The sequence below is a fragment of the Streptomyces sp. H27-D2 genome (genome assembly GCF_035828615.1).
GTDB lineage: Bacteria > Actinomycetota > Actinomycetes > Streptomycetales > Streptomycetaceae > Streptomyces.
Window position 1 is genome coordinate 56568 of the sequence record NZ_JAYMZR010000016.1, and the last position, 25456, is coordinate 82023.

General features: G+C 71.0%; 22 protein-coding genes. 15 read left to right on the top strand and 7 right to left on the bottom strand.

The window, feature by feature from the left end; all coding sequences use genetic code 11:
- The first annotated feature begins 160 nt into the window (after positions 1-160).
- The 4 genes from QMK28_RS09460 to QMK28_RS09475 all read left to right on the top strand — a co-directional run bounded on the left by QMK28_RS09460 (position 161) and on the right by QMK28_RS09475 (position 5922).
- Positions 161-1570, top strand: coding sequence for a class II fumarate hydratase (locus tag QMK28_RS09460; protein WP_326436595.1), 1410 nt, complete (start codon positions 161-163; stop codon positions 1568-1570).
- Between the two features lie 166 nt (positions 1571-1736).
- On the top strand, positions 1737-2438 hold the full coding sequence (gene fomD / locus QMK28_RS09465; protein WP_326436596.1) for a cytidylyl-2-hydroxypropylphosphonate hydrolase: 702 nt from the start codon (positions 1737-1739) through the stop codon (positions 2436-2438).
- 316 nt (positions 2439-2754) lie between these two features.
- Positions 2755-3390: a class I SAM-dependent DNA methyltransferase gene (locus tag QMK28_RS09470; protein WP_326436630.1), complete on the top strand. Its 636-nt coding sequence runs from the start codon at positions 2755-2757 to the stop codon at positions 3388-3390.
- A 48-nt stretch (positions 3391-3438) separates the two neighbouring features.
- On the top strand, positions 3439-5922 hold the full coding sequence (locus tag QMK28_RS09475; RefSeq protein WP_326436597.1) for a SpoIIE family protein phosphatase: 2484 nt from the start codon (positions 3439-3441) through the stop codon (positions 5920-5922).
- 49 nt (positions 5923-5971) lie between these two features.
- On the opposite strand, the gene QMK28_RS09480 is transcribed toward QMK28_RS09475, so the two are convergent.
- Complete coding sequence (locus tag QMK28_RS09480; RefSeq protein WP_326436598.1) at positions 5972-6112, bottom strand: hypothetical protein; 141 nt, start codon at positions 6110-6112, stop codon at positions 5972-5974.
- Positions 6113-6473: 361 nt separating this feature from the next.
- On the opposite strand from QMK28_RS09480, the gene QMK28_RS09485 reads away from it, so the two are divergent.
- Entirely contained in the window at positions 6474-7097 is a 624-nt protein-coding gene (locus QMK28_RS09485; RefSeq protein WP_326436599.1) for a DUF1326 domain-containing protein, read from the top strand.
- Positions 7098-7174: 77 nt separating this feature from the next.
- On the opposite strand, the gene QMK28_RS09490 is transcribed toward QMK28_RS09485, so the two are convergent.
- Positions 7175-8005, bottom strand: coding sequence for a DUF2182 domain-containing protein (locus QMK28_RS09490; protein ID WP_326436600.1), 831 nt, complete (start codon positions 8003-8005; stop codon positions 7175-7177).
- A 180-nt stretch (positions 8006-8185) separates the two neighbouring features.
- On the opposite strand from QMK28_RS09490, the gene QMK28_RS09495 reads away from it, so the two are divergent.
- The 3 genes from QMK28_RS09495 to QMK28_RS09505 all read left to right on the top strand — a co-directional run bounded on the left by QMK28_RS09495 (position 8186) and on the right by QMK28_RS09505 (position 10993).
- On the top strand, positions 8186-8437 hold the full coding sequence (locus tag QMK28_RS09495; protein ID WP_326436601.1) for a hypothetical protein: 252 nt from the start codon (positions 8186-8188) through the stop codon (positions 8435-8437).
- A 332-nt stretch (positions 8438-8769) separates the two neighbouring features.
- Positions 8770-10233 carry a catalase gene (locus QMK28_RS09500; protein ID WP_326436602.1) on the top strand — a complete coding sequence of 488 codons (1464 nt, stop codon included), beginning with the start codon at positions 8770-8772 and terminating at the stop codon, positions 10231-10233.
- A 112-nt stretch (positions 10234-10345) separates the two neighbouring features.
- Entirely contained in the window at positions 10346-10993 is a 648-nt protein-coding gene (locus tag QMK28_RS09505) for a TetR/AcrR family transcriptional regulator (RefSeq protein WP_326436603.1), read from the top strand.
- 101 nt (positions 10994-11094) lie between these two features.
- On the opposite strand, the gene QMK28_RS09510 is transcribed toward QMK28_RS09505, so the two are convergent.
- Entirely contained in the window at positions 11095-13353 is a 2259-nt protein-coding gene (locus QMK28_RS09510) for a transglycosylase domain-containing protein (protein WP_326436604.1), read from the bottom strand.
- A 372-nt stretch (positions 13354-13725) separates the two neighbouring features.
- On the opposite strand from QMK28_RS09510, the gene QMK28_RS09515 reads away from it, so the two are divergent.
- The 5 genes from QMK28_RS09515 to QMK28_RS09535 all read left to right on the top strand — a co-directional run bounded on the left by QMK28_RS09515 (position 13726) and on the right by QMK28_RS09535 (position 18701).
- Entirely contained in the window at positions 13726-14628 is a 903-nt protein-coding gene (locus QMK28_RS09515; protein WP_326436631.1) for an SPFH domain-containing protein, read from the top strand.
- The gene (locus tag QMK28_RS09520; protein ID WP_326436605.1) at positions 14625-14966 is read left to right on the top strand and encodes a hypothetical protein; all 342 of its coding nucleotides are present in this window, start codon (positions 14625-14627) and stop codon (positions 14964-14966) included. Before QMK28_RS09515 ends, QMK28_RS09520 begins: the two co-directional genes overlap by 4 nt.
- Positions 14967-15034: 68 nt before the next feature.
- Positions 15035-15559, top strand: a complete 525-nt coding sequence (locus QMK28_RS09525) for a PadR family transcriptional regulator (RefSeq protein ID WP_326436606.1) — start codon at positions 15035-15037, stop codon at positions 15557-15559.
- Complete coding sequence (locus QMK28_RS09530) at positions 15556-16242, top strand: ABC transporter ATP-binding protein (RefSeq protein WP_326436607.1); 687 nt, start codon at positions 15556-15558, stop codon at positions 16240-16242. Before QMK28_RS09525 ends, QMK28_RS09530 begins: the two co-directional genes overlap by 4 nt.
- 152 nt (positions 16243-16394) lie before the next feature.
- Positions 16395-18701, top strand: coding sequence for an FtsX-like permease family protein (locus QMK28_RS09535; protein ID WP_443050610.1), 2307 nt, complete (start codon positions 16395-16397; stop codon positions 18699-18701).
- A 76-nt stretch (positions 18702-18777) separates the two neighbouring features.
- Here the strand turns inward: QMK28_RS09535 and QMK28_RS09540 are convergent, their stop codons facing one another.
- Positions 18778-19734, bottom strand: coding sequence for a hydrogen peroxide-inducible genes activator (locus QMK28_RS09540; RefSeq protein ID WP_326436609.1), 957 nt, complete (start codon positions 19732-19734; stop codon positions 18778-18780).
- Positions 19735-19865: 131 nt separating this feature from the next.
- On the opposite strand from QMK28_RS09540, the gene QMK28_RS09545 reads away from it, so the two are divergent.
- Positions 19866-20420 (top strand): peroxiredoxin, encoded by a 555-nt coding sequence (locus tag QMK28_RS09545; protein WP_326436610.1) that lies wholly within the window; start codon positions 19866-19868, stop codon positions 20418-20420.
- Positions 20421-20423: 3 nt separating this feature from the next.
- Entirely contained in the window at positions 20424-20957 is a 534-nt protein-coding gene (locus QMK28_RS09550) for an alkyl hydroperoxide reductase (RefSeq protein WP_326436611.1), read from the top strand.
- 148 nt (positions 20958-21105) lie between these two features.
- On the opposite strand, the gene QMK28_RS09555 is transcribed toward QMK28_RS09550, so the two are convergent.
- The 3 genes from QMK28_RS09555 to QMK28_RS09565 form a co-directional block, all read right to left on the bottom strand.
- Complete coding sequence (locus QMK28_RS09555; RefSeq protein ID WP_326436612.1) at positions 21106-22605, bottom strand: AI-2E family transporter; 1500 nt, start codon at positions 22603-22605, stop codon at positions 21106-21108.
- A 173-nt stretch (positions 22606-22778) separates the two neighbouring features.
- Positions 22779-23519, bottom strand: coding sequence for a transglycosylase SLT domain-containing protein (locus QMK28_RS09560; protein WP_326436613.1), 741 nt, complete (start codon positions 23517-23519; stop codon positions 22779-22781).
- Between the two features lie 484 nt (positions 23520-24003).
- The gene (locus QMK28_RS09565; RefSeq protein WP_326436614.1) at positions 24004-25341 is read right to left on the bottom strand and encodes a PhoH family protein; all 1338 of its coding nucleotides are present in this window, start codon (positions 25339-25341) and stop codon (positions 24004-24006) included.
- Positions 25342-25456: the final 115 nt, after the last annotated feature.

Genomic DNA, 25456 nt, shown 5'->3' on the forward strand with positions numbered 1-25456 from the left:
GCCGCGCGGCGTCCGGCCGGAGCCGCTCCCGTCCCAGCCGCCGCCCACCGCATTTACTGGTGGCCGGACCCGCTGCGGCCGGACCCGCTGGGGGCGCATCCGGCCCGCTGGGGAACATCCGGAACAGGACCAGCGCTCAGCCTTCAGGAGGTGCCTGACGATGACCGACGGCAATGACACGACCGGCACGAATTTCCGGACCGAACACGACTCCATGGGCGAGGTGCGAGTCCCCGAGGACGCCAAGTGGCGAGCGCAGACGCAGCGCGCCGTGGAGAATTTCCCGATCTCCGGACAGCGGCTGGAGCGCGCGCACATCGCGGCGCTGGCGCGGATCAAGGCGGCGGCGGCCAAGGTCAACGCCGAGCTGGGGGTCGTCGCGAAGGACGTCGCCGAGGCGATCGGGGCGGCCGCCGCGGAGGTCGCGGAGGGGCGGTGGGACGAGCACTTCCCCATCGACGTGTTCCAGACCGGCTCGGGCACGTCCTCCCATATGAACGCCAACGAGGTCATCGCGACCCTGGCGAGCGCGCGGCTCGGCCGCGATGTGCATCCCAATGACCAGGTGAACGCCAGTCAGTCGTCCAACGACGTCTTCCCGTCCTCGATCCACATCGCGGCGACGGGCGCGGTGACCGGCGAGCTGATCCCGGCGCTGGAGCATCTGGCGGTCGCGCTGGAGCGCAAGGCGGGCGAGTTCGCGACGGTGGTCAAGTCGGGGCGTACGCATCTGATGGACGCGACGCCGGTGACGCTGGGCCAGGAGTTCGGCGGGTTCGCGGCGCAGATGCGCTACGGCGTCGAGCGGCTGCGCGCGTCGCTGCCGCGGCTCGCCGAACTGCCGCTCGGCGGCACGGCCGTGGGCACCGGGATCAACACCCCGCCCGGCTTCTCGGCCGCCGTGATCGCCGAGGTCGCGAGCAGTACGGGGCTGCCGCTGACCGAGGCGCGCGACCACTTCGAGGCGCAGGGCGCGCGGGACGGGCTGGTGGAGACCTCCGGCCAGCTGCGGACGATCGCGGTCGGCCTCACCAAGATCTCCAACGACCTGCGCTGGATGGCCTCGGGGCCGCGCACCGGGCTGGCCGAGATCAACCTGCCCGATCTGCAACCGGGTTCGTCGATCATGCCGGGCAAGGTGAACCCGGTGATCCCCGAGGCGGTGCTGATGGTCGCCGCCCAGGTGACCGGCAATGACGCCACGGTCGCCGTCGCCGGGGCGTCCGGCAACTTCGAGCTGAACGTCATGCTGCCGGTCATCGCCAAGAACCTGCTGGAGTCGATCCGGCTGCTGTCCACCGTGACCCGGCTGCTCGCCGACCGTACGGTCGACGGGATCACGGCCAACGTGGACCGGGCCCGTGAGTACGCCGAGTCCTCGCCGGCCGTCGTCACCCCGCTCAACCGCTACGTCGGGTACGAGGAGGCGGCGAAGATCGCCAAGCGGGCGATCGCCGAGCGGCTGACCATCCGTGAGGTGGTCCTCGCGGGCGGTTACGTCGAGCGCGGCCTGCTCACCGCGGAGCAGTTGGACGAGGCGCTGGACGTGCTGCGGATGACCCGGCCGTAGAGCGTCGACGGGGTGTGGTCACCGGGGGGCGGCCGGCGCGGTCGCCGCCGGGGCGCCCCCGCGCGCCCTGGTTGGGCCGGATTCGCCGCCGCCGGCGCGCCCTTGGGGGAAAATTGTTGTGCGCAAGCTCACAGCGCGGCGATCTTCCCGCGCCTAAGATCTGTTCATGACAGCGGACACGGTGGATACGAACGGCAGCGGCGGCCCCGGCGGTGCGGGCGCCGCCCACTGGGCGCCGGGGGAGCAGATCCTCTGGCGCTACCGCGGCAACGCCAGCGACCGGGTGCACATCTGCCGGCCGATGACCGTGGTCGAGGACGGCCCCGACCTGCTCGCCGCCTGGATGGCGCCGGGCACCGCCTGCGTGAAACCGGTGCTCACGGACGGCACTCCGGTGCACCGTGAGCCGTTGGTCACCCGCTATACGAAGCCGCGGGCCGTCACCCGCGGCCCTTGGTTCGGCACCGGCGTGCTGAAGCTAGCGCGCCCCCGCGAACCGTGGTCGGTCTGGCTGTTCTGGGACCGGGGGTGGCGTTTCAAGAACTGGTACGTGAACCTGGAGGAGCCGCTGCGCCGCTGGAAGGGCGGCGTCGACTCCGAGGACCATTTCCTGGACATCGTGGTGCACCCTGACCGCAGTTGGGCCTGGCTCGACGAGGACGAGTTCGCGCAGGCCCAGCGGGTCGGGCTGATGTCCGCCGCCCAGGCGGGCGCGGTGCGGGAGGCGGGGCGTTCCGCGATCGACGTGATCGAGGCGTGGGGAGCGCCGTTCTCCGCGGGTTGGGAGGATTGGCGGCCGAATCCGGAGTGGTCCGTTCCGGCCCTCCCGGAGGACTGGGATCGCACACCGGCGCGCATGACCTCATGAGCCCCTTGATGCGCCCCCGTGGTTCAAACGTAGGATCGTCCTCCGCACCACTGAGCAGGCACAACTCCCCAACCACGCGTAAGGATTGACCCACGGTCACAGGAGGGGCGCAGGAGTGAGCGACGACAGTCACCGCACCGACACCGCAGCAGGCAGCGAACACGGGGGCGGCGGCCATCCGGCCGACGAACCCGAGCGATCTCCGGCCAAGCAGGCCGATCAGGGCATCCAGGACAAACGCGATGCTCCGGTCGGTCAGCACAAAAAGGGCAAGCCCCGCAAAACGGGGTACCCGGGCTACCAGGGCCACCCCCGGCTGGCCCTCGACCGGGCCGGCCAGGCCGACGCGTTCGACGCCATCGGCAACCGCTACGACGAGGCGTTCCCGCACAAGGAGGGCCAGCTCGCCTCCGGGCACTGGCTCGCCGCCGCGCTGCCGCCCGGCTCCCGCATCCTCGACGTCGGCTGCGGCACCGGACTGCCGACCGCCCGTCAGCTCACCGACTCCGGGCACCACGTCACCGGCGTCGACCTGTCCCCCGTCATGGTCAAACTCGCCCGCGACAATGTGCCGGGCGGAACCTTCCACCAACTCGACCTGGCCGAGCTCGCGGACAGCGGCCTGGGCCCCTTCGACGGCGTCGCCGCCTTCTTCGCCCTGCTGATGCTCCCGCGCGCGGAGGTTCCGCACGCTCTGCGTATGCTGCACGGACTGCTGCGGCCCGGGGGGCTGCTGGCACTGGCCATGGTCGAGGCCGACGTGGACGACTTCTCGATTCCGTTCCTGGGCAACGCGATCCGGGTATCGGGTTACCTGCGAGATGATTTGCGCCAGGTCGTGCGCGAGGCGGGTTTCGAGATCGCTGGGGAGGACTGCCTGGCCTACGCACCGGCGAGTACGGACGTGGCCCCCGAGATGCAGCTCTTCCTGAACTGCCGACGACGCGCCTGACACGCGGCGCGCCCGACGCGCAGCCCCGGACGGATGGAAACCCTACGCGTGACGGAGCACCCCACCTCGCACGAGGCACGGCAGGCGGCCTCGGCCGCCCCGGCCCCCGGGCCGGCGAACCAGTCTCCGGCCCCGGCCGAGGACACGAACCTCGCTGTCCCGGACCCCCGCACGGCGTTACAGCGCGCCGCTGACACGACCGGCGAGCAGCCGGAACCGGCTTCCGGCCGTCGCCGCCCGCCGGCCCGCCGCAGTGCGCCGGACCCCGGCGCGACCGGCCCCGGAGCAGCCGCCGCTCCACCCCGTGAATCCCGCGCGCCCGAGCGCGGGTCCGACCGCACGCCCGAGCGCGCGCCCGACCGCGCCCCTGACCGCAACGCGGCCGAGGCCGCCCGGCGGGCCGCGGCGCGCGGCGCCGGCGCCCCGGGCAGCGAACGCGCCCGTACGGCGGCCCCCGGCGCCGTCGGCCACCACCGCGACGATCCGACGCCCCGGCCCCGCCCCGAGCACGCGGCTCAGCCCGAGCCCGCCGACGCCCCGCAGCCGAAGCCCGGCACCCCCGAAGCGACCCGCCCCTCCGCCCGGAGCTCCGGCCCGAGCGGCACTCGCGGCGGCGGTCGCGGCACGGCCCGCGGCCCGGTCGGCCGGAGCACACCCGCGAGCGGCATCCCCGCCGGACAGCAGCCGCAGCCGGGCCGCCCGCCCGAGCGCGCCCTGCCGCCCGAGGACCCCGACCAGCCCGTACGGCCCGGCTACCCCGGTGGAACCATCGGCTCCACCGGCCTCCAGACCACCCGGACCGCCGGCGGCGACCGGCTGCGCTTCATCGGCGCGGCCACCCGCCGGATCGCCCGCGGCATAGACCTCGATGAGATCGTGCTCGGCCTGTGCCGGGCCACCGTGCCGACGTTCTCCGACGCGATCCTCGTCTACCTGCGCGACCCGCTGCCCGTCGGCGACGAGCGCCCCACCGGACCCGTCTCACTGCGGCTGCGCCGCACCGACCGGCTGCCCGATCTGTCCAGCGGGCTCCAGGACTCGGACACCGGCGGCATCCGGCTGCCGCTCATCCCCCCGCACCCCGACCTGGGCATCTCCGTCAGCGGAGCCGCCGCCGAGGTGTGCGAGGTGCGACCGGGCGGACCGCTGGCCGAGGTGCTGCGCGGCGTACGGCCGGTGTTCGCCGACTCCGCCGCCGCACAGGCCGCGCTGCCCGAACTGCTCGGTGAGAACCGGGCCGTACCCACCGGCTACCGGGTGATCCTCGCGCCGCTGCGCGGCCGGCGCCGGGTGATCGGCGCGGCCGTGTTCCTGCGCCGATCCGACCGTCCCGCCTTCGACCCCGACGACCTGCTCGTCGCGGCGCAGCTCGCCACCCACACCGCGCTCGGCATCGACAAGGCGGTGCTCTACGGCCGCGAGGCGTACATCGCCGACGAGTTGCAGCGCACCATGCTCCCGGACTCGCTCCCGCAGCCCACCGGCGTGCGGCTCGCGAGCCGCTACCTGCCCGCGGCCGAGACCGCGCGGGTCGGCGGCGACTGGTACGACGCGATTCCGCTGCCCGGCAGCCGGGTCGCGCTGGTCGTCGGCGACGTGATGGGCCACTCCATGACCTCAGCCGCGATCATGGGCCAGCTCCGCACCACCGCGCAGACCCTGGCCGGCCTCGACCTGCCGCCCGAGGAGGTCCTGCACCACCTCGACGAGCAGGCGCAGCGGCTGGGCAGCGACCGGATGGCGACCTGCCTGTACGCGGTCTACGACCCGGTCGCGCACCGCATCGTCATCGCCAACGCGGGCCATCCGCCGCCCGTCATGCTGCACCGCGGCGGCCGGGCCGAGGTGCTGCATATACCGCCGGGCGCGCCGATCGGCGTCGGCGGGGTGGACTTCGAGGCGGTCGAGCTGGACGCCCCGGAGGGCGCGACGCTCATCCTCTACACCGACGGACTGGTCGAGTCCCGGGTCCGCGACGTCTGGACGGGCATCGAACAGCTCCGCGAGAAGGTCGCGGAGACGGCCCGGCTGACCGGCCCCAACCCGCCGCCGCTGGAACCGCTCTGCGACGAGGTGCTGGACATACTCGGCCCCGGCGACCGTGACGACGACATCGCCCTGCTGGCGGCCCGCTTCGACGGCATCGCGCCGAGCGACGTCGCCTACTGGTACCTGGACCCCAAGGCCCAGACCGCCGGCCAGGCCCGCCGCCTGGCCCGCCGGGCGCTGGCGCGCTGGGACCTGGAGGAGCTGACCGACTCGCTGGAACTGCTGGTCAGCGAGGTCGTCACCAACGCGGTCCGGTACGCCGAGCGCCCGATCACCCTGCGGCTGCTGCGCACCGACGTACTGCGCTGCGAAGTCGGCGACGACGTCCCCCAACTCCCCCGGCTGCGCCAGGCCAGTCTGTCCGACGAGGGCGGCCGCGGCCTCTACCTGGTGAACCGGCTGGCGCGACGCTGGGGCGCGACGCGGCTGAGTACGGGCAAGGTGGTGTGGTTCGAACTGGGGCTGCCGATCGAGCAGCAGTGAGGGGGCGGGCGCGCTCCGGGTGACCGCTTCCCCGGGGCCGCGCCCGCCGTCAGGCCGCGACGTCGAACGCCCCGGTCCCCGCGAGCCCCGCCCCCGGCCGCGCCAGCTCGAACCAGAGCGGCTTGCCCGCCGCCCCGAACACCTCGTCCCCCAGCGCGTAACCGCCCCAACTGTCGGCGCAGAGCCGCACGAGCAGCAGGCCACGGCCCCGCTCGGAATCGACAGGAGCAGGTGCGACGGGCGGCAGCGGCCCGCCCGGAGACCGGGGCTGCCGGATGCCTGCACCGCCGAGTGGGCGTAGCGTTGAAGTGACGAAGTCCCCGGGGGCCTGAGGCACCGGTGGAACGGAGGCGGTGATGGGTGCTCCCACCGCGCCAGTCTTTTTGCCTGCGCGGAATCGCGGCGGGCGGCTCGACGCGTACTCCGTACCGAGTCGTCCAGGGTGCTCCCTGCACTCACCGCCGAACGAACGCTCCCCGCCGCTCACTCCCGACGTCGGCATCGTCCGTGACTTCGGGCGATGGAGATCGAGCGGGGGAGCAGGAGGAGTCATGACGTGGAGTATCTCCGGCAACTACCTTGCCGGTTGTTCGTGTGTGATGGTCTGCGGGTGCGCCGTCGATGCGAAACCCCGTGATGCGCAGGGAGGCGAGCAGTGCCTGGGCATGGTCGGCTTCCATGTGGCCGAAGGACGCCTGGATGAAGTGGACCTGTCCGGGGTCGACTTCGCCCTTTACAACCACTTTCCCTCGAACCTGACCTCAGGTGACTGGAAGGTGGGCATTGTCGTCGACGAGGGCGCGAAGGATGAGCAGGCCGCTGCGGTCGAGCGCATCGTGTCCGGTCGCGAAGGCGGGACGTTCGGCGAAATCGCGCAGTTCTTCGGCGAGTACCTGGGCATGGAGCGGGCGAGCGTCTCCCTGACGAACGGGGACAAGCCCCGCCTCGCCGTCGGCGGGAAGTCCGACCTCGAATTCGAGCCTCTGACCGGGGCCGACGGAAACCCGACGACGGTCAAGAACGCAATGTTCGGGTTCGCACCGGAGTTCGTGCTGAGTCGCGCCAGCGGGCGTTCCGACGCCTTCGGCCTGTCCTTCGACGCGGTGTACGGCGAGAAGGCGGACTTCGCCTTCTCGAGCGAGCAGCCCGAGGGCGCGCCGGCCGGGCGGGCATAGGCGAAGGCAAGCCGTGTGGGAGGAGAAGGACCGCGCACCGCCTCCCACACGGTTGGGGCGGGCCGGGAAGCAGGCGCTCAGTACAGCCGGCCCATCGACGGGTGCATCGACGGCCCCGGCATCTGAAGGCCCGGCAGCATCCAGTCCTGGAACGGGGCCAAGGCGGCCAGTACGAGGAAGGCGAGGCCGACCGCCCAGGTGAGCCAGGGGCCTCGCCTCCACAGCTTCTCCAGGAAGATCACCGCGGCCAGCGCGGCCATGGCCGCCACGTTCATCAAGCCGAGCGGGACGAGGACGATCATCAGGCCCCAGCAGCAGCCGACGCAGTAGAGCCCATGGTGCGCGCCCACGCGCAGGTCGCGGGCCCACGGCCGGAAGCGCGCGTACCGGAGCAGGTGCGACAGCGGATTGCGGCAGTGCCGCAGACAAACGCGCTTGAGCGGCCCGAACTGGTGCAGCGCGGCGAGCAGGAACGCGGCTGCGCCGAGCCAGCGACCCACCTCGGGGTTGCCGTCCATCAGCCGCCCGGTCACTGCCAGGGCTCCGTACGCGAGCAGTCCGAACGCGGTCCAGACGAGCAGGTATCCGCCGGCGAACTGGGCGATCCGGGCGGCGCGGACCGCCCCGGCCGACTGTCGGCTGATCGCACGCACCCAGGTGATGGCCACCGGCGCCACCGACGGAAACATCATCGCCACCATCATGGTCACCCACAGCAGCAGGAAGACCGGCAGCGCCAGGCCCATCGTTCCGGGCTCCATCCCCGTGTCACGGGACTGGGCAACGGTGAGCGCCCATGCCGAGGCGGCGAGCAGAACCATCAGGATCCATGCGACGGCCAGGTCGCGCCTCGGCAGGAGGATTCCGGGCCGTGTCGGTGCTGGGGCGGCGAGGCGGACGTGCAGCATGGCGCTCCTCCAGGGCTTCACCCTGCCTTGACCGTGGCTCCTCCAGCAGATCACAGAAACGAAGGGGGCACCGCGCGGGCTCGGCCTCGGTGGTCCTTCTCAGGTGGCCTTCTCAGGGGTACGGCGGAAACGGCCGCTTCGCCGGTCCGTGACCGCTCCAAGATCCAATACGCTGCGCTGATGACCACTCCATCGTTCCAGGGCGGAGCGCTCCCGCCGCTCCAGCCGACCCACCCCATGCGCAGCAAGCCCGCCATCCTCGGCATGGTCCTCATCGCGGTCTGCGTCCTCGCCTACTTCATCAACGATGCGGTCAGGGGCGACAGCGCGAGCCTGAAGGCCGGCGACTGCTTCCAGAACTCCGGCAGCGAGAAGGAACCCGACATAGAGAAGCGTGACTGCGGTGACCCCAGGCCGAGTACAAGACACTGAAGAAGAAGAGCGGCTTCGCCGGCTTCCTGGCCTGCTCGGAGGTCGAGGGGGCCACCGGTTCGCTGGACTTCAGCGCGCCCGGCGAGGACGCGTTCTTCCTCTGCTTCAAGAGCAACAAATAGCCGCCGGGAAGGCCGCCCGCAAGGCCACCCAGCAGACCCGCCGCCGCGCCCGGTTTCGCCGCCTCCACCCCCTGCCACCCGAGGAGTAGTACAAAGTTCAGGACTGGACCTCGTCCAAGCTGTTGCCGACATGCCGTCGGAGGCGTTGACTGCTTGGGTGGATATATCGGCTCAGGCCTGACCCTCACACCCTCGTATGGGAGGCGTTCCATGACGGACGGCAACCCCAAGGCGCCGTACACCACCACCAACACCGGCATCCCGGTGGAGAGCGACGAACACTCGCTCACAGTCGGCTCCGACGGTCCCATCCTGCTGCACGACCACTACGCCATCGAGAAGATGGCCCAGTTCAACCGCGAGCGGGTGCCCGAGCGGGTGGTGCACGCCAAGGGCGGCGGCGCGTACGGCAGGTTCGAGGTCACGAACGACGTCAGCCAGTTCACCAAGGCGGACCTCTTCCAGCCGGGCAAGCACACCGAGATGCTGGCCCGCTTCTCGACCGTCGCCGGTGAGCAGGGCAGCCCGGACACCTGGCGCGACCCGCGCGGTTTCGCGCTCAAGTTCTACACCGAGCAGGGCAATTACGACCTGGTCGGCAACAACACCCCGGTCTTCTTCGTCCGGGACACCATCAAGTTCCAGGACTTCATCCGCAGCCAGAAGCGCCAGCCGGACACCGGGCTGCGCGACAACAACATGCAGTGGGACTTCTGGACGCTGTCCCCCGAGTCGGCGCACCAGGTCACGTACCTGATGGGCGACCGCGGGGTGCCGAAGACCTGGCGTCATATGAACGGCTACGGCTCGCACACCTTCATGTGGGTGAACGGCGGCGGTGAGCGGTTCTGGATCAAGTACCACATCAAGACCGACCAGGGCATCGACTTCCTGACCCAGGCGGAGGCCGACCAGCTCGCGGGCACCGACGGCGACGCGCACCGCCGCGACCTGTTCGACTCGATCGCGAGCGGCAACGCGCCCTCGTGGACGATGTACGTCCAGGTCATGCCGTTCGAGGACGCGGCGGACTACCGCTTCAACCCCTTCGACCTGACCAAGGTGTGGCCGCACGGCGACTACCCGCTGATCGAGGTCGGCCGGATGACCCTCGACAAGAACCCCGAGGACTTCTTCATCCACATCGAGCAGGCCGCGTTCGAGCCGTCCAACATGGTGCCGGGCATCGGCCCGTCGCCGGACAAGATGCTGCTCGGCCGGATGTTCTCGTACCCCGACACGCACCGCTACCGGATCGGCCCCAACTACGCGCAGCTGCCGCCGAACCGGCCGCACTCGCCGGTCAATTCGTACGCGAAGGACGGCCCGATGCGGTACGTGGCCTCCCAAGCGTCGGCGGTGTACGCGCCGAACTCCTACGGCGGCCCGGCCGCCGACACCGACCGGTTCGGCGAGCCGGCCGGCTGGGAGTCGTCGGGCCCGATGGTCCGCGAGGCGTACAAGCTGCGCCGCGACGACGACGACTTCGGCCAGGCGGGCGCGCTGGTCCGCAAGGCGATGGACGACGGGGCGCGGGAGCGGCTCGTGGCCAATGTCGCCGGGCACCTGTCCAACGGCGTCACCCGGCCGGTCCTGGAGCGCGCGTTCCAGTACTGGCGCAACATCGACAAGGGCATCGGCGACCGCATCGCCGCCAAGGTCAACGGCGGCTGACCGCTGAACCCGGCGACCGGCCGCGAGACCGGCTCCCTGGGTGGACACGTCCTGGACGCTCGTCATGTACGAGCGTCTAGGACGCTTGTCTGTACGGGCGTAGGCTGACCGTATGGGACATCGTGAGGATCTGCTCGTCGGGGCGAAGAAGTGCCTGTACGAAAAGGGGTACGCCCGGACGACCGCGCGCGACATCGTGGCCGCCTCCGGAGCCAACCTGGCCTCCATCGGCTACCACTACGGCTCCAAGGAAGCGCTGCTCAACAAGGCCCTCATCGAGGCCATGAGCGAGTGGGGCGAGGAGCTCGCGCAGGCCGGGTCCACGAGCATCGATCCCGACGCCTCCCCGATGGACCGCTTCGAGGGCGTCTGGGACCAGATGATCGAGCGCTTCCCGCATAACCGCCAGATCTGGGCCGCCAACTTCGAGCTGATGGCGCAGATCGACCGCCTGCCGGAGGTCCGCGAGGTCCTCGTGAAGACACAGCCGGAGGGCCGGACGGGCCTCGCGGCGCTGTTCCTCGGCGTGGACGAGGACACCCTCGACGAGAAGACCGGCCAGGTCGCGGGCTCCTTCTACCAGGCCCTGCTCCTCGGCGTGATGATGCAGCACATGCTTGATCCGCGGACCGCGCCCACCGGCCACGACGTGGTCGAGGGACTGCGGGCCGCGGCGGAGCACACGGGGTTGACCGGACCCGGTCAAGACATGTCCTCAACCTCCCCCAGACTTCGTCCGGGGGTGCCCCCAACGGGCTGAATTCAGCCTGTCCGGCGATTGAGGACACCCACCCACCGGGCGGGCCGGCGACGCCGCAGACAGCAGCGACGACCCGAGAAGCCGGCCGCAGGCCTACCCGCCTACCCGGCCGGTCCCGGATCCGCGTCCCCCGTCGCCGTGCCGTCCGGCGGGTCCGGCTCCGAGGCTGAGCCCGTGGGCGTCGGCGTGCCGGTGGTCGGGGTCGGCGTCGGGGTCGGGGTGGTGGGCGTCGGGGTCGGAGTCGGCTTCTCCGTCTCCTTGGTGCGCGTCGGGGTCGGGGCCGGCTTCGGGGCCGTGGGCGTGGGGGTCGGCTTCGGGGGCGGCGGGAGCGCCGCGCCCTGCTTGGTGTCCAGGGAGAACTTGGCGGGCGTCGAGCCGCGCAGCACGTCCTGGGTGTACGCGGCCCAGATCAGCGCCGGGTAGTCACCGCCGTTGAGACGGCCCTCGCCGCCCGCGCCCTTGAGGGACACCTGCTGACCCTGCTTGACGTCCCCGGCGGTCTTGGCCGCCTCGCCGAACAGGCCGACCGAGGTGACCAGGCGCGGGGTGTAGCCGATGAACCACGCCGACTTGTTGTCGTCCGAGGTGCCGGTCTTGCCCGCGACCTGCTGGCTGGGGGTGCGCACCGCCGAGCCGGTGCCCTCGTCGACGACGCCGGTGAGGACCGAGGTGACCGTGTCGGCCGTCTCCCGGCTGACCACCTGGTCGCCGATCGGGTCCGGCAGCTTGGCCTGCTGCCCGATCCGGTGGGCGGACTTCACGATCTGCGGGGTGACCTTCTTGCCGTGGTTGTCGAGGCTCGCGTAGGCCCCGGCCATGTCGAGCGGGCTGACGCCCATGACGCCCAGCGACATCGCGGGCTTGACGTCGAAGCCGCCCGCCTTGGCGTTGAGGCCCAGCTTGATCGCGGTCTCCTTGACCTCGTCCAGCCCGACGTCGACCGCCATCTGTGCGAAGACCGAGTTGACCGAGGAGTTCATCGCCTTCTGGACGCTGATCGGGCCGTAGTCGTGGTTGTCCTCGTTGGGCGGGGCGAAGCCGACCCGGCTGCCCTTGACCGGGCGCTTGCTGGTGCCGTCGTAGACCGTGTCGGCCACGATCGGCAGGCCGTCCTGCGTCTTGGCGTCCTGTTCCAGGGCCGCGGCCAGGATGAACGGCTTGAAGGTGGACGCCGGCTGGTAGTCGGCCCGGGTCGCGTTGTCGAGGTAGTGCTTGGTGTAGTCGCCGCCGCCGTAGAGCGCGAGCACCCGGCCGGTCTTCGGGTCCACGGAGGCCGCGCCGGCCTGCACATCCGCGTCGACGGCGCGCGCCTTGGGGTCGAGCTTGTCGGTGAGCTTGTGCGCGACGGCCCGCTCCAGCGACTGCTGCTTCTTCTTGTCGATGTTGAGCGTGATGGTCCAGCCGCCCGCGCCGAGCACGTCCTCGTCGACGCCGGAGGCGATGATCTCCCGCTTGGCCGCCTCGACGAAGTAGCCGATCTGGCCGTCGAGTCCCTTGGCGGGCTTGGGCGCGATCGGCTTGTCGAACTTCTTGCCCTGGCGCTCGCCCGCGTCGAGCCACTTCTTCTCGACCATGTTGGTGAGCACGTAGTTCCAGCGCTTCTCCACGAGCTTCTTCGACGTGTCGGTCGCGGTGGCCCAGTCGTACTGGCCGGGCGCCTGCAACAGCGCGGCGAGATAGGCGCCCTGCTCGACCGTCAGCTTCTCGACGTCGACGCCGTAGTACGCCTGCGCGGCGGCCTGGATGCCGTACGCGTCCCGGCCGTAGTAACTGGTGTTCATGTAGCCGACGAGGATCTGGTCCTTGTCGTACTTCTCGTCCACCTTCAGCGAGACGAACAGTTCCTTCACCTTGCGGGAGACCGTCTGCTCCTGGGTGAGGTAGTGGTTCTTGACGTACTGCTGGGTGATGGTCGAGCCGCCCTGCTTGCCCTTGCCCTTCAGGGTGTTGAGCAGACCGCGCACGGTGCCCTTGAGGTCGACGCCGGAGTCGTCGTAGAAGTTCTTGTTCTCGGCGGCGACGAAGGCGTGCTGGACGTCCTTGGGCACCTTGCCGATCGGTACGACCTCACGGTTGACGTCACCGGTGTGGGCGATGAGGGAGCCGTCGCTGTACTTGTAGACGTTGCTCTGCTTGACCGCGGCGGCGTTCTCCTTCGGGATGTCCACGTAGAGGTAGAGCCCGACGAACGTGCCCACCCCGAGCAGGCACACCGTGAGGAAGCCGCCGAGCATCTTCTTCCAAGTGAAGAAACGGCGTATGCCGCTCTTCCCGTCGCGTCTGCCCCGCTTGCCGCGCTTGTTACGCGTGGCACGCCGAGATCCCCGCTGCTGCGCCCGTCTGGCTTCCGCTCGGCCCATCGCTCCCGTTGCTCCGCTCACTCCGCCCGTCCGAAACCCCAAGAAGCTAACACCGCAACTGCCGTTAAAACCGCATCGATCAAGCCTTTTCGTGACGTGAGAATCAGCACCCGCGGTGCGGGAACCGCCCCCAGGGGGTACCCACGGAACCCGACCCCGATTAAAGTGATAACACTTTGCTAGTCGCGGAACGACGGTCCGCGCGGCAACGCGCACATCGAGGACAGTCCGCGCACCGCCGCGCCCACACCGCGCACCAGCGAAAACGGGGAACCCGCCATGCCCGACACCCGACCGAACGACCACGGCGCCGGCACCGGAACCGGCCAAGCCGCCGGCCAGAGCGCCGACCTCGCCGTCGACGCCCCGAAGATGCCGGACCCCACGATCCGGGAGTTCCCCGCGCACAGCATCGGCGGCGGGCTCGCCCTGCTGCTCGGCCTGATCGGTCTGCTGCTCGGCATCGGCGGCCTCATCACGGGCATCACGCTCGCCAACCACGGCAGCGAGGCCGCCGGCGTACCACTGCTCATCGTCGGCATCCTGGTCGCCATCGGCGCGTTCTTCGCGATGTGCGGCCTCAACACGGTCGCACCCGGCGAGGCCCGCGTCGTCCAGCTCTTCGGCCGCTACACCGGCACCATCCGCACCGACGGGCTGCGCTGGGTCAACCCGCTGACCTCGCGGGAGAAGATCTCCACCCGGGTGCGCAACCACGAGACCGCGGTCCTCAAGGTGAACGACGCCTACGGCAACCCGGTCGAACTGGCCGCCGTCGTCGTCTGGAAGGTCGAGGACACCGCGCAGGCGACCTTCGAGGTCGACGACTTCCTGGAGTTCGTCTCCACCCAGACCGAGGCGGCCGTCCGGCACATCGCCATCGAGTACCCGTACGACGCCCACGACGAGGGCGACCTCTCGCTGCGCGGCAACGCCGAGGAGGTCACCGAGAAGCTCGCCGTCGAACTGCACGCCCGCGTCGAGGCGGCCGGCGTCCACATCGTCGAGTCCCGCTTCACGCACCTCGCCTACGCCCCGGAGATCGCCTCGGCGATGCTCCAGCGGCAGCAGGCCGGCGCGGTGGTCGCCGCCCGCCGGCTGATCGTCGACGGCGCGGTCGGCATGGTCGAGGACGCGATGGCCCGGATCGCCGAGCAGGGCATCGTGGAGCTGGACCAGGACCGCAAGGCCGCGATGGTCAGCAACCTCATGGTGGTGCTGTGCGGGGACCGCTCGGCGCAGCCCGTCATCAACACGGGAACGCTTTACCAGTGACCGAGGAAGGTCCGGAGGTCCGGCCGCTGCGGCGGTCCCAGCCGCAGCAGCGCAAGCAGGTGCTGCTGCGGCTGGACCCCGCCGTGCACGACGCCCTCGCGCGCTGGGCGTCCGACGAGCTGCGCAGCGCCAACGCGCAGATCGAGTTCCTGCTCCGCAAGGCCCTCGGCGACGCGGGCCGGCTGCCGCGCGGCGCGGGGGCGATTCCTCGGCGGGGGCGCCCGCCGAGGACCGCCCCCACCTCCGGCGAGGGGGGCGAGGCGGAGGGGCCCGTAAAGCCGGACGGAGCCCCTCCGCCGGCCTGCGGCGAAGCCCCGACCCAGCCCGAGAACCCCTGATAGCCCCCCGGCCGCCACTCGAATCTCGTCTATACACTCAGCGTATACCCGTCAGGTAGAGTGCCCCCATGTCAATCGGCCACACCCTCCTCGGACTCCTGGAGTCCGGCCCCCGCCACGGCTACGACCTCAAGCGGGCCTTCGACGAACGCTTCGGCCACGACCGCCCACTGCACTACGGGCAGGTCTACTCGACCATGTCCCGGCTGCTGAAGAACGGCCTCGTTGAGGTCGACGGCATCGAGTCGGCCGGCGGTCCCGACCGTAAGCGCTACGCGATCACCGACGCCGGGATCACCGACGTCGAGACGTGGCTCGCCCAGCCCGAGAAGCCCGAGCCGTACCTCCAGTCGACGCTCTACACCAAGGTCGTCCTCTCGCTGCTGACCGGCCGCGACGCCGCCGACCTGCTCGACAGCCAGCGCGCCGAGCACCTGCGCCTGATGCGCGAGCTCACCCAGCGCAAGCGCTCCGGCGACCTCGCCGACCAGCTCATCTGCGACCACGCCCTGTTCCACCTCGAAGCCGACCTGCGCTGGCTCGAACTCACCGCCGCCCGGCTCGGACAGCTCGCCACGGAGGTGCGCGCATGACCTCCATCGGTTCACTGCTCAACGCCACGGACCTGCGCAAGACCTACGGCAGCACGCCCGCGCTGGACAGCGCGGACTTCGCCATCCACCCGGGCGAGGTGGTCGCCGTCATGGGGCCCTCCGGCTCCGGCAAGTCGACACTGCTGCACTGTCTCGCGGGCATCGTCCGCCCGGACTCCGGCACGATCGGCTACAACGGCCGCGAGCTGTCGGCCATGTCCGACGCCGAGCGCAGCGCGCTGCGCCGCACCGAGTTCGGCTTCATCTTCCAGTTCGGCCGGCTCGTCCCCGAGCTGACCTGCCTGGAGAACGTCGCGCTGCCGCTGCGGCTGTCGGGCGTCAAGCGCAAGGCGGCCGAAGCGCGCGCCGTCGTCTGGCTGGAGCGCCTCGAAGTCACCGGCGTCGCCGCCAAGCGGCCCGGCGAGGTATCCGGCGGCCAGGGCCAGCGGGTGGCCGTGGCCCGTTCGCTGGTCACCGAGCCGCGGGTGCTCTTCGCCGATGAGCCGACCGGAGCCCTCGACTCGCTCAACGGCGAGCGCGTCATGCAGCTGCTGACCGCCGCCGCCCGCGACACCCGCGCCGCCGTCGTTCTGGTCACCCACGAGGCGCGCGTCGCCGCGTACTCGGACCGCGAGATCGTCGTACGGGACGGCAAGGCCCGGGACATGGCGGCGGCCCTGTGAGCGGTTCAGCCCACGCCGCGCCGCCCCGGGACGCGGCGGCCGAGGACGGACCGGGACCGGCGGCCCCGCCGCACTCCGCCCCGCCGCGCTCCGCCGCCCTGCCGCCGACGCCGGGCAGCGCCGGCCCGGCCCGCTGGATCGCGGACCTCGCCATGGGGGCGCGGCTCGCGGTGACCGGCGGCCGGGAGGGCTGGGCGCGCACGCTGATGACCGCGGTCGGCGTCGGGCTCGGGGTGGCCATGCTGCTCTTCGCCGCCGCCGCGCCCGCGATGAACCAGGCCCGTACCGACCGGGGCACCGCCCGCGCCCCGCACCCGGCCGCCGAGCCGCTCAAGCCCGGCCGGAACACGCTGGTCACCGTGGAGACCGAGACGATCTTCCGGGACGCCGAGATCAGCGGCAGACTCCTGCGGCCCGAGGGCCGGGACGCGCCCAGGCCGCCCGGCGTCTTTGTGCTCCCCAAGCCCGGCGAGATGCTGGTCTCCCCCGCCCTGCGCGAGCTGCTGGACGCGGACGGCAGCGAGCTGCTCCGGGAGCGCCTGAACGCCCGGGTGATCGGCACCATCGGCGACGCGGGTCTGATCGGGCCCGGCGAGCTCACGTACTACGCGGGCGACGCCCACCTCGGCGTCGGCGGGCGATCGGGCCGCATCGACCGCTTCGCCGGCGAGGACACCGGCCGGCCGCTCGACCCGATGCTGATCCTGGCCGTCCTGGTGGGCTGTGTCGTCCTGCTGATGCCGGTCGCCGTCTTCATCGGCACCGCCGTGCGCTTCGGCGGCGAGCGGCGCGACCGGCGGCTCGCGGCGCTGCGGCTGGTCGGCGCGGACATCCGGATGACCCGGCGGATCGCCGCCGGCGAGGCCCTGTGCGGGGCGCTGTTCGGGCTGCTCGCGGGGCTCGCCTTCTTCTTCCTCGGACGGGCGTTCGCCGGCTCGGTCAGGGTGTGGGACTTCAGCGCCTTCCCCGCCGACGTCCGGCCCGCCCCGGCGCTCGTCGCGCTGATCCTGCTCGCCGTGCCCGCCGCCGCCGTGCTGGTCACGCTGTTCGCGCTGCGCGGCATCGTCATCGAGCCGCTCGGCGTCGTGCGCGACGCGCCCCCCAAGCGCCGGCGCCTGTGGTGGCGGGTGCTGATGCCGCTCGTCGGCGTCGCCCTGCTGTGGCCGCTCACCGATGGCCTCGACGCGGGCGGGGACCCGTTCCATCTGATCCAGGTCGGCGCGGGCGCCGCACTGTTGCTGTTCGGCGTCCCGGCCGTACTCCCCTGGCTGGTCGAGGCCGTCGTCAACCTCTTCCGCGGCGGCCCCCTCCCCTGGCAGCTCGCCGTCCGGCGGCTCCAGCTCAGCAGCGGCCCGGCGGCCCGCGCGGTCAGCGGCATCACGATCGCCGTCGCCGGAGCCATCGCGCTCCAGATGCTGTTCACCGGCATCCAGGCCACCCACCGGCAGCCGCCGGCGTCCTCGCAGCCGGTGAACCGCCCGCAGGTGACCGGGTACGCGCCCGAAGTCGCCGACGCGGTTCAACTGCGCGCGACGACCGAGGAGTTCCGCGCGACCCCGGGCGTGCGCCGGGTCCACAGCGCCGTCGAGGCGTACGTCGACAAGCCCGGCCCGCGGGGCCCGGACGCCTTGACCGGCACTCAGCTCACCGTCGCCGACTGCGCGACGCTGCGCACCATGGCCCGGCTCCCCTCCTGCGAGGACGGCGACGTCTTCCTCGCAGGGGACTCGCACGGCAACGACGCCCGGGACACCGTCAAGCCCGGCGGCAAGGTCGATCTCCACTCCGAGGGGTACGACGAGCCCCAGGGCACCCCGCGACTGTGGACCGTCCCGGCTTCCGCGCTCCCGGTGCGGACCAAGCTGAGCCCGATGGGCACCGAGTTCCCGGGCATCCTGGCCACGCCGTCCACGGTCGACGTGACCCGCCTGGAGGACCCGTCGGCGAACTTCGCCCTGTGGACCGACCATGGGCCGGACACCGTCGAGCGGGTGCGCACCACCGCCGCGCACGACGATCCGCAGCTCCGGCTCGACACCCCCGGCGCCGCCAAGGACGCCGGCCAGTTCACGACCGTCAAGAACGGCCTCCTGGTGGGCGCGACCGCGCTGCTGGGGCTCATCGGCGCGAGCATGACCGTCTCCCAGCTGGAACAGCTGCGGGAGCGCAGGCGGCTGTTGGCCGTCCTGGTCGCCTTCGGCACCCGGCGCTCGACGCTCGGCTGGTCGGTGTTCTGGCAGACCGCCGTGCCGGTGGCGCTCGGACTAGCCGTGGCGGTCGCGGGCGGGCTGGCGCTGGGCTCGATCCTGCTGATGATGGTCGGCGAGCCGGTCGCCTTCGACCTGCCGGACGTCGCGCTGCTGAGCGGTATCGGCGGGGCCGTCATCCTGCTGGTGACGGTCGTCAGCCTGCCGCCGCTGTGGCGCATGATGCGGCCGGACGGACTCCGTACGGAGTAGTCCGCAGCAGCCCGAGCGCGCCCGGTCCCTCCCCGCACACCGGTCTCTCCCCGCACAGGGGGCGGGGAGAGACCGGTCACTCGCAGATCCGCACCGGCAGCTGCCGCAACTCCCCGCGCAGCGCCCCCGCGAACTCCTCGAACTCGTCCACCCTGGCCGCCCCCGACCGCATCGCCAGCGCCACCGTCCTGGACGGCGCGGGGTCGGCGAAATAGCCGGTCGCGAGCTGGTCGCTGCGCCCCGTCTCGACCCGCACCGCGGTCCGCGGCAGCAGCGTCACCCCGAGCCCGCCCGCGACGAGTTGGACCAGCGTGGACAGCCCGGCGGCGCTGGTGGTGACCGGCACGCCCTGGGTACGGCCCGCCTCCCGGCAGATGTCCAGCGCCTGGTCGCGCAGGCAGTGGCCCTCGTCGAGCAGCAGCAGATCCAGCTCGCGCAGCGCCTCGCGCGGGATGTCGCCGCGCCCGCCGAGCCAGTGGTCGCGCGGCACGACGAGCGCGAAGTCCTCGTCGAACAACGGGATTTCGGTCACGCCGGGAGCGCCCAGCGGCACCGCGAGCAGCAACAGGTCGAGCCGGCCGTGGCCCAGCCCGTCGAGCAGCGAGGCGGTCTGCTCCTCGTGCACCTGGAGGTCGAGCGCCGGGTAGCGCTCATGCACCAGCCGCAGCACGGTCGGCAGCAGGTACGGCGCGACCGTCGGGATCACCCCGAGCCGCAGCACCCCGGTGAACGGGGCCCGCGCGGCCTCCGCCTCCTCCATCAGCTCGCCGACCGCGTCGAGCACTCTGCGTGCCCGCACGGCCAGCTTCTCGCCCGCCGGACTGAGCAGCACCTTGCGGGTCGTCCGCTCGACGAGCTGCACCCCGAGCGTCTCCTCCAACGCCGAGACCGCCCCGGAAAGGGCCGGCTGGCTCATCCCGATGTCGGCCGCCGCGTCACGAAAGTGCAGGTGGTCGGCCACGGCGGTGAAAGCGCGCAGCTGCGCCAGGCTGGGCTGACGGGGCTGACGGGGTCTTCCTATTGATGTGGCCACTGATAACCACCTCCGATCAACACTAGCGAGTTTAGCTATTTCCGTTATCAATATCGACTGTGGCACTGTGTAAACAGTCCAACCCCCAAGGAAACCCCCAAAAGGGATTTCCTGTACAGCAAGGAGAGCGCGTGCTCACTGTTGGTGACAAGTTCCCCCAGTACGACCTGACCGCCTGTGTCGACCTCGACGCGGACAAAGCCTTCGCCCAGATCAACCACAAGACCTACGAAGGCAAGTGGAAGGTCGTCTTTTTCTGGCCCAAGGACTTCACCTTCGTGTGCCCGACCGAGATCGCCGCGTTCGGCAAGCTGAACGACGAGTTCGCCGACCGTGACGCGCAGATCCTCGGCGCCTCCGGCGACTCCGAGTTCGTGCACCACGCCTGGCGCAAGGACCACGCCGACCTGCGTGACCTTCCCTTCCCGATGCTCGCCGACTCGAAGCACGAGCTCATGCGCGACTGCGGCGTCGAGGGCGAGGACGGCTTCGCGCAGCGTGCCGTCTTCATCGTGGACCCGAACAACGAGATCCAGTTCACGATGGTGACCGCCGGTTCCGTGGGCCGTAACCCCAAGGAGGTCCTGCGGGTCCTCGACGCGCTGCAGACCGACGAGCTGTGCCCGTGCAACTGGACGTCCGGCGACGACACCCTGGACCCGGTCGCGCTGCTGGCCGGTGAGTGACCCATGGCCCTCGATGAGCTGAAGTCCGCCGTCCCGGACTACGCCAAGGACCTGAAGCTGAACCTCGGTTCGGTCATCGGCAACTCCGAACTCCCGCAGCAGCAGCTGTGGGGCACCGTGCTCGCCTGCGCGATCGCCTCGCGCTCGCCGCGGGTGCTCCGCGAGCTGGAGCCGGAGGCCAAGGCCAACCTCACCCCCGAGGCGTACACCGCGGCCAAGTCGGCCGCCGCCATCATGGCGATGAACAACGTCTTCTACCGGACCCGGCACCTGCTGTCGGACCCCGAGTACGGGACGATGCGCGCGGGCCTGCGGATGAACGTCATCGGCAACCCGGGTGTGGAGAAGGTGGACTTCGAGCTGTGGTCGCTCGCCGTCTCCGCGATCAATGGCTGCGGCCAGTGCCTCGACTCGCACGAGCAGGTGCTCCGCAAGGCCGGCGTGGACCGCGAGACGATCCAGGAAGCCGTCAAGATCGCCGCCGTGCTCCAGGCCGTCGGCGCGACGCTCGACGCCGAAGCGGTCCTGGCCGGCTGACAGCCGCCACAGGCCGACCGGCCGCACAGCGGCCGGCGTACGTACGCGACGGGGCGCCCCGCCATCTGATGGTGGGGCGCCCCGTCGCGTCGTTGTCACAGGCTGCGGCCGTCACAGACCGCAGCCTGGAGCCCGGCCGGAGCCGCGGCTATTCCTTCGGCGGAACCGCGCCCGACGGCCCGTCCGGCACCGGCGACGCGGACAGGGCCGGGACCGGAGCCGAGGCTGCCGGAGCCTGGGTCGCGGGTGACGGGGCTGCCGGTGACTCGGCCGCCGGTGACTGGGCTGCCGGTGGCAGGGGTCCGTCCACAACAGCCGCGCCATACGGAGCCCGCTCCGAAGGCAGCGCGTTCTCACGGGAGTACGCGCGCAGATAGCCGACGACCGTATTGGTCACCGCCACCAGCGGCACCGCCACCACCGCGCCGCCGATGCCCGCTATCAGCGAACCCGCCGCGACCGAGAGCACCACGGCCAGCGGGTGCACCCGCACCGCGCGGCCGAGGATGAACGGTTGCAGGATGTGGCCCTCGATCTGCTGCACGACGAGCACCACCACCAGCACCATCAGCGCGGTGAACGGCCCCTGGGTGACCACCGCGACGATGATCGCCAGCATGCCGGTGACCACCGCGCCGACCAGCGGGATGAACGCGCCGAGGAAGATGAAGACGGCGAGCGGCACCGCCATCGGGACGTCCAGGAAGTAGACGCCGACGCCGATGAAGACAGCGTCGATCAGAGCCACTATCACCGTGCCGCGCACATAGCTGGTCAGAGTGGCCCAAGCGCGCGGACCGGCCCCGGCGACGCCCTCGCGGGCCGCGCTCGGCACCAGCTTGAGCATCCAGCCCCAGATCTTCGGCCCGTCGTAGAGCATGAAGAGCGTGCTGAACATCGCCAGCATGATGCCGGTCAGCACCTCGACGATGACGGTGACGCCTTCGATCCCCGCGGAGGTGATGTCCTTGGTGTTGGTGCCCACCGCCTCGCTGAGGTTGTCGGCGATGTTGTTGATCTGGTCCTCGGTGACATGGAACGGGCTGTTGAGCAACCAGCGCTTGAGCTCGTTGATGCCCCCCTGCACCTGGCTGGAGAGGTTATCGAGGTTCTCCATCACCTGCCAGACCACGAACCAGCCGACCAGGCCCATCAGCACGAAGCCGGTCACGAAGGTGACCGCGGTGGCCGGGCCGCGCGGCATGCCCATCCGGCGCAACCGGCCGACGGTCGGCTGCAGCAGCGCGGTGATCAGCAGCGCGGCGACGAACGCCAGCACCACCAGCCGTACCGCGCTGATGACTTGGATCAGCACCCAGAGCGTGCCGGCCAGCATCAGCAGCCGCCAGCTGACCTCAGCGGCCACCCGCACGCCCCACGGAACGGCGGCGACCGGATCGGGCCTGGGAGCGGCCGCGGGCGCGTAGGAGGGCGGTGGCGGCACGTGCTCCAACTGCTCCGGGGCGGGCTGCCCGCCCGCCGCGCCGGCGCCCTGATGAGCCGCGCGGGACGCGCGTCCGGCGTCGCCACCGGCCTGTGCCCCCGCCTCGCCGTCCGCCGACGCCTCCGCCCGGCCCGCTTCGAGCCGTTCGGCCAGCCGGGTCAGCCCGGTCCCGAGACCGCCGACCCACTGTGGCATTTTGGACATCTGTTCCTCTTCCCCCACTCTCCCGCGGCCATCCGGGACGACGTTACCCGCGCACCGGGCCATGGCCTCGCGCGTACCCCTTCCGGACGCGCGAAACCCCCGGCCACGAGGGCCGGGGGTTTCGGTCGGCCCGCTGCGCGCGGCAGCGGACCGGAGCGCTCGGAGCCGGTGGCTCAGTACCAGTTGTTCGCCTGCCAGAACGACCAGGCACCGCACGGGCTGCCGTAGCGGTCGTTCATGTAGCCGAGGCCCCACTTGATCTGGGTGGCCGGGTTGGTCTGCCAGTCGGCGCCCGCGGAGGACATCTTGGAGCCGGGCAGCGCCTGCACCAAGCCGAACGCGTCCGAAGACGCGTTGTCGGCCTGGTAGTTCCAGCTGCTCTCGTGATCCACGATGTTGCTGAAGCACTGGAACTGGTCGGCGCCCACGATCTGCCGCGCCATCGCCTGGACCTCGGCGACGGAGTAGGAGCCCTTGACCGCGAACTTGCCGGCGTCGGCGCGCGGGGCGGAGCGACTGGCTACTTCGTCCTTCTTGTCCGCGCGCTCCTTGGCCGCCTTCTCGGCGGCCGCCTTCTTCTTCGCGGCCTCGGCCGCGTCCTTCTTCTGGGCGGCGTCCTTGGCCGCCTGCTTGCGAGCCGCTTCCTCAGCGGACTTCTTGGCCGTCACATCGGCGGCGGCGGACTGGGCGTCCGCCTGCTGCGTCAGAGAAGCCGTTTGAACCTGGGCCTGAGGGCCAGCGGGGATGTCGGCGAGCAGCGTCGCATCGGCAGCGGTGGCCTCGACCGGCTCGGTCGTGCCCTGCTCACTGCCTGCGGCAACGCCGACTACGGCGCCGACGGTGGTGACCGCGGTGGCAGAAGCCACGGCGAATCCCCGGACCGAAATCCGGCTCACAAGGTTTCCTTCCAGCATCGTCCGCATGGGTGACCTCGCGGACGCAATCGTGCCCCTGGCGCTGGCCTCCACTTGCACCGCCCCCGTCCGAGGACGAAAGCGACTGGTCACGGAAGGCACTGACCCGATGAGGCCCTCCTTCGGAGGCGGGCCGCGTGGTGTTCGGGTGGCATACGACGACGATTTTCAGTTCTTAGGTGGTGCCGCACCGCTGGGGGTGCTGGTGTGTCGTATGCGGGGCCTGACAGGACCCACACACTGCCGTAAGCGGATGCGCCGAAGCAATTCTCCGTTGCGTGGGGAAGCTCACACCTCGGCTGCCCCATCCGATTTACCGAAACGCGGGCGCAGCACAACGCCGCACGGCTAAGCTCCTTCGCTTTTTCCGTGCGGCGTCACGTGTGGTCACTTCGGTGTCACCGCCGCGTCACTCCCCCGTCGCGCGACGGGGGGTGTCACATCGGTCGTTACACCTGAAACACCTGGAACACCTGAAGACCTGTCATACCCGTCCCTCCTCCAGCATTTCGGTCACCAGGGCCGCGATCGGCGAGCGCTCCGAGCGGGTGAGGGTGACATGCGCGAAGAGCGGATGCCCCTTCAGCTTCTCGACCACCGCGACGACCCCGTCGTACCGTCCGACCCGGAGGTTGTCGCGCTGGGCCACGTCGTGGGTGAGCACCACCCGCGAGTTGGCGCCGATTCTGGACAGAACGGTCAGCAGGACGTTCCGTTCCAGCGACTGGGCCTCGTCCACGATCACGAACGCGTCGTGCAGCGAACGGCCCCGGATATGAGTGAGCGGCAGCACCTCCAGCATCCCGCGCCCGACGATCTCCTCGATCACGTCCTTGCTCGTCACCGCGGACAGCGTGTCGAAGACGGCCTGGGCCCACGGGCTCATCTTCTCCGACTCGCTCCCCGGCAGATAGCCCAACTCCTGCCCGCCGACGGCGTACAGCGGCCGGAAGACCATCACCTTCCGGTGCTGCTGCCGCTCCAGTACGGCCTCCAGTCCCGCGCACAGCGCGAGCGCGGACTTACCGGTGCCGGCCCGGCCGCCCATCGAGATGATCCCGATGTCCGGATCGAGCAGCAGGTCCAGCGCGATCCGCTGTTCCGCGCTGCGGCCGTGGATGCCGAACGCCTCCCGGTCGCCGCGTACGAGCTGTACCCGCCCGTCCACGGTGACCCTGCCGAGCGCCTTGCCGCGCTCGGACTGGAGCACCAGGCCGGTGTGCACGGGCATGTCGCCCGCCTGCGGCATGAAGGTGCTCTCGGCGGTGAAGAGTTCGTCCACCTCGTCGGCCGGAACCGTCAGCTCCGCCATCCCCGTCCAGCCGGAGTCGGTGATGGCCAGCTCGGCGCGGTACTCCTCCGCGAGCAGACCGACCGACGAGGCTTTGATACGGAGCGGCAGGTCCTTGGAGACGACGGTGACGTCGTACCCCTCGGCCTGGAGGTTCCGCGCGACCGCGAGGATGCGGGAGTCGTTGTCACCCAGCCTGCCCCTGTCATTGAGCATGGCGGCCGGCAGGACGCCGGGATCGGAGTGGTTGAGCTCGACGCGGAGCGTGCCGCCCTGTTCGCCGAGCGGAATGGGAGCGTCGAGGCGGCCGAACCGGACCCGGTACTCGTCCAGCAGGCGCAGCGCCTGCCGGGCGAAGTAGCCGAGTTCGGGATGGTGCCGTTTCGCTTCCAGTTCCGTGATCACCACGACCGGGAGCACAACCTCGTGCTCCTCGAAACGGGCCATGGCGCTCGGGTCTGCGAGCAGAACGCTGGTGTCGAGAACATAGGTGCGCCGGTCGTTGAGCCGGCGCTTTGTGCTGGTCACCACGGGTGGACGAACCCCCTCGAATGAGGTCGGGATGCGACGGCGTCGCGGGCGTGGAGTTCCCCCGCCGAAGGCGGGACTGGAGTCTCCCCCGCCTGAGGCGGGGCTGGGACCGGGT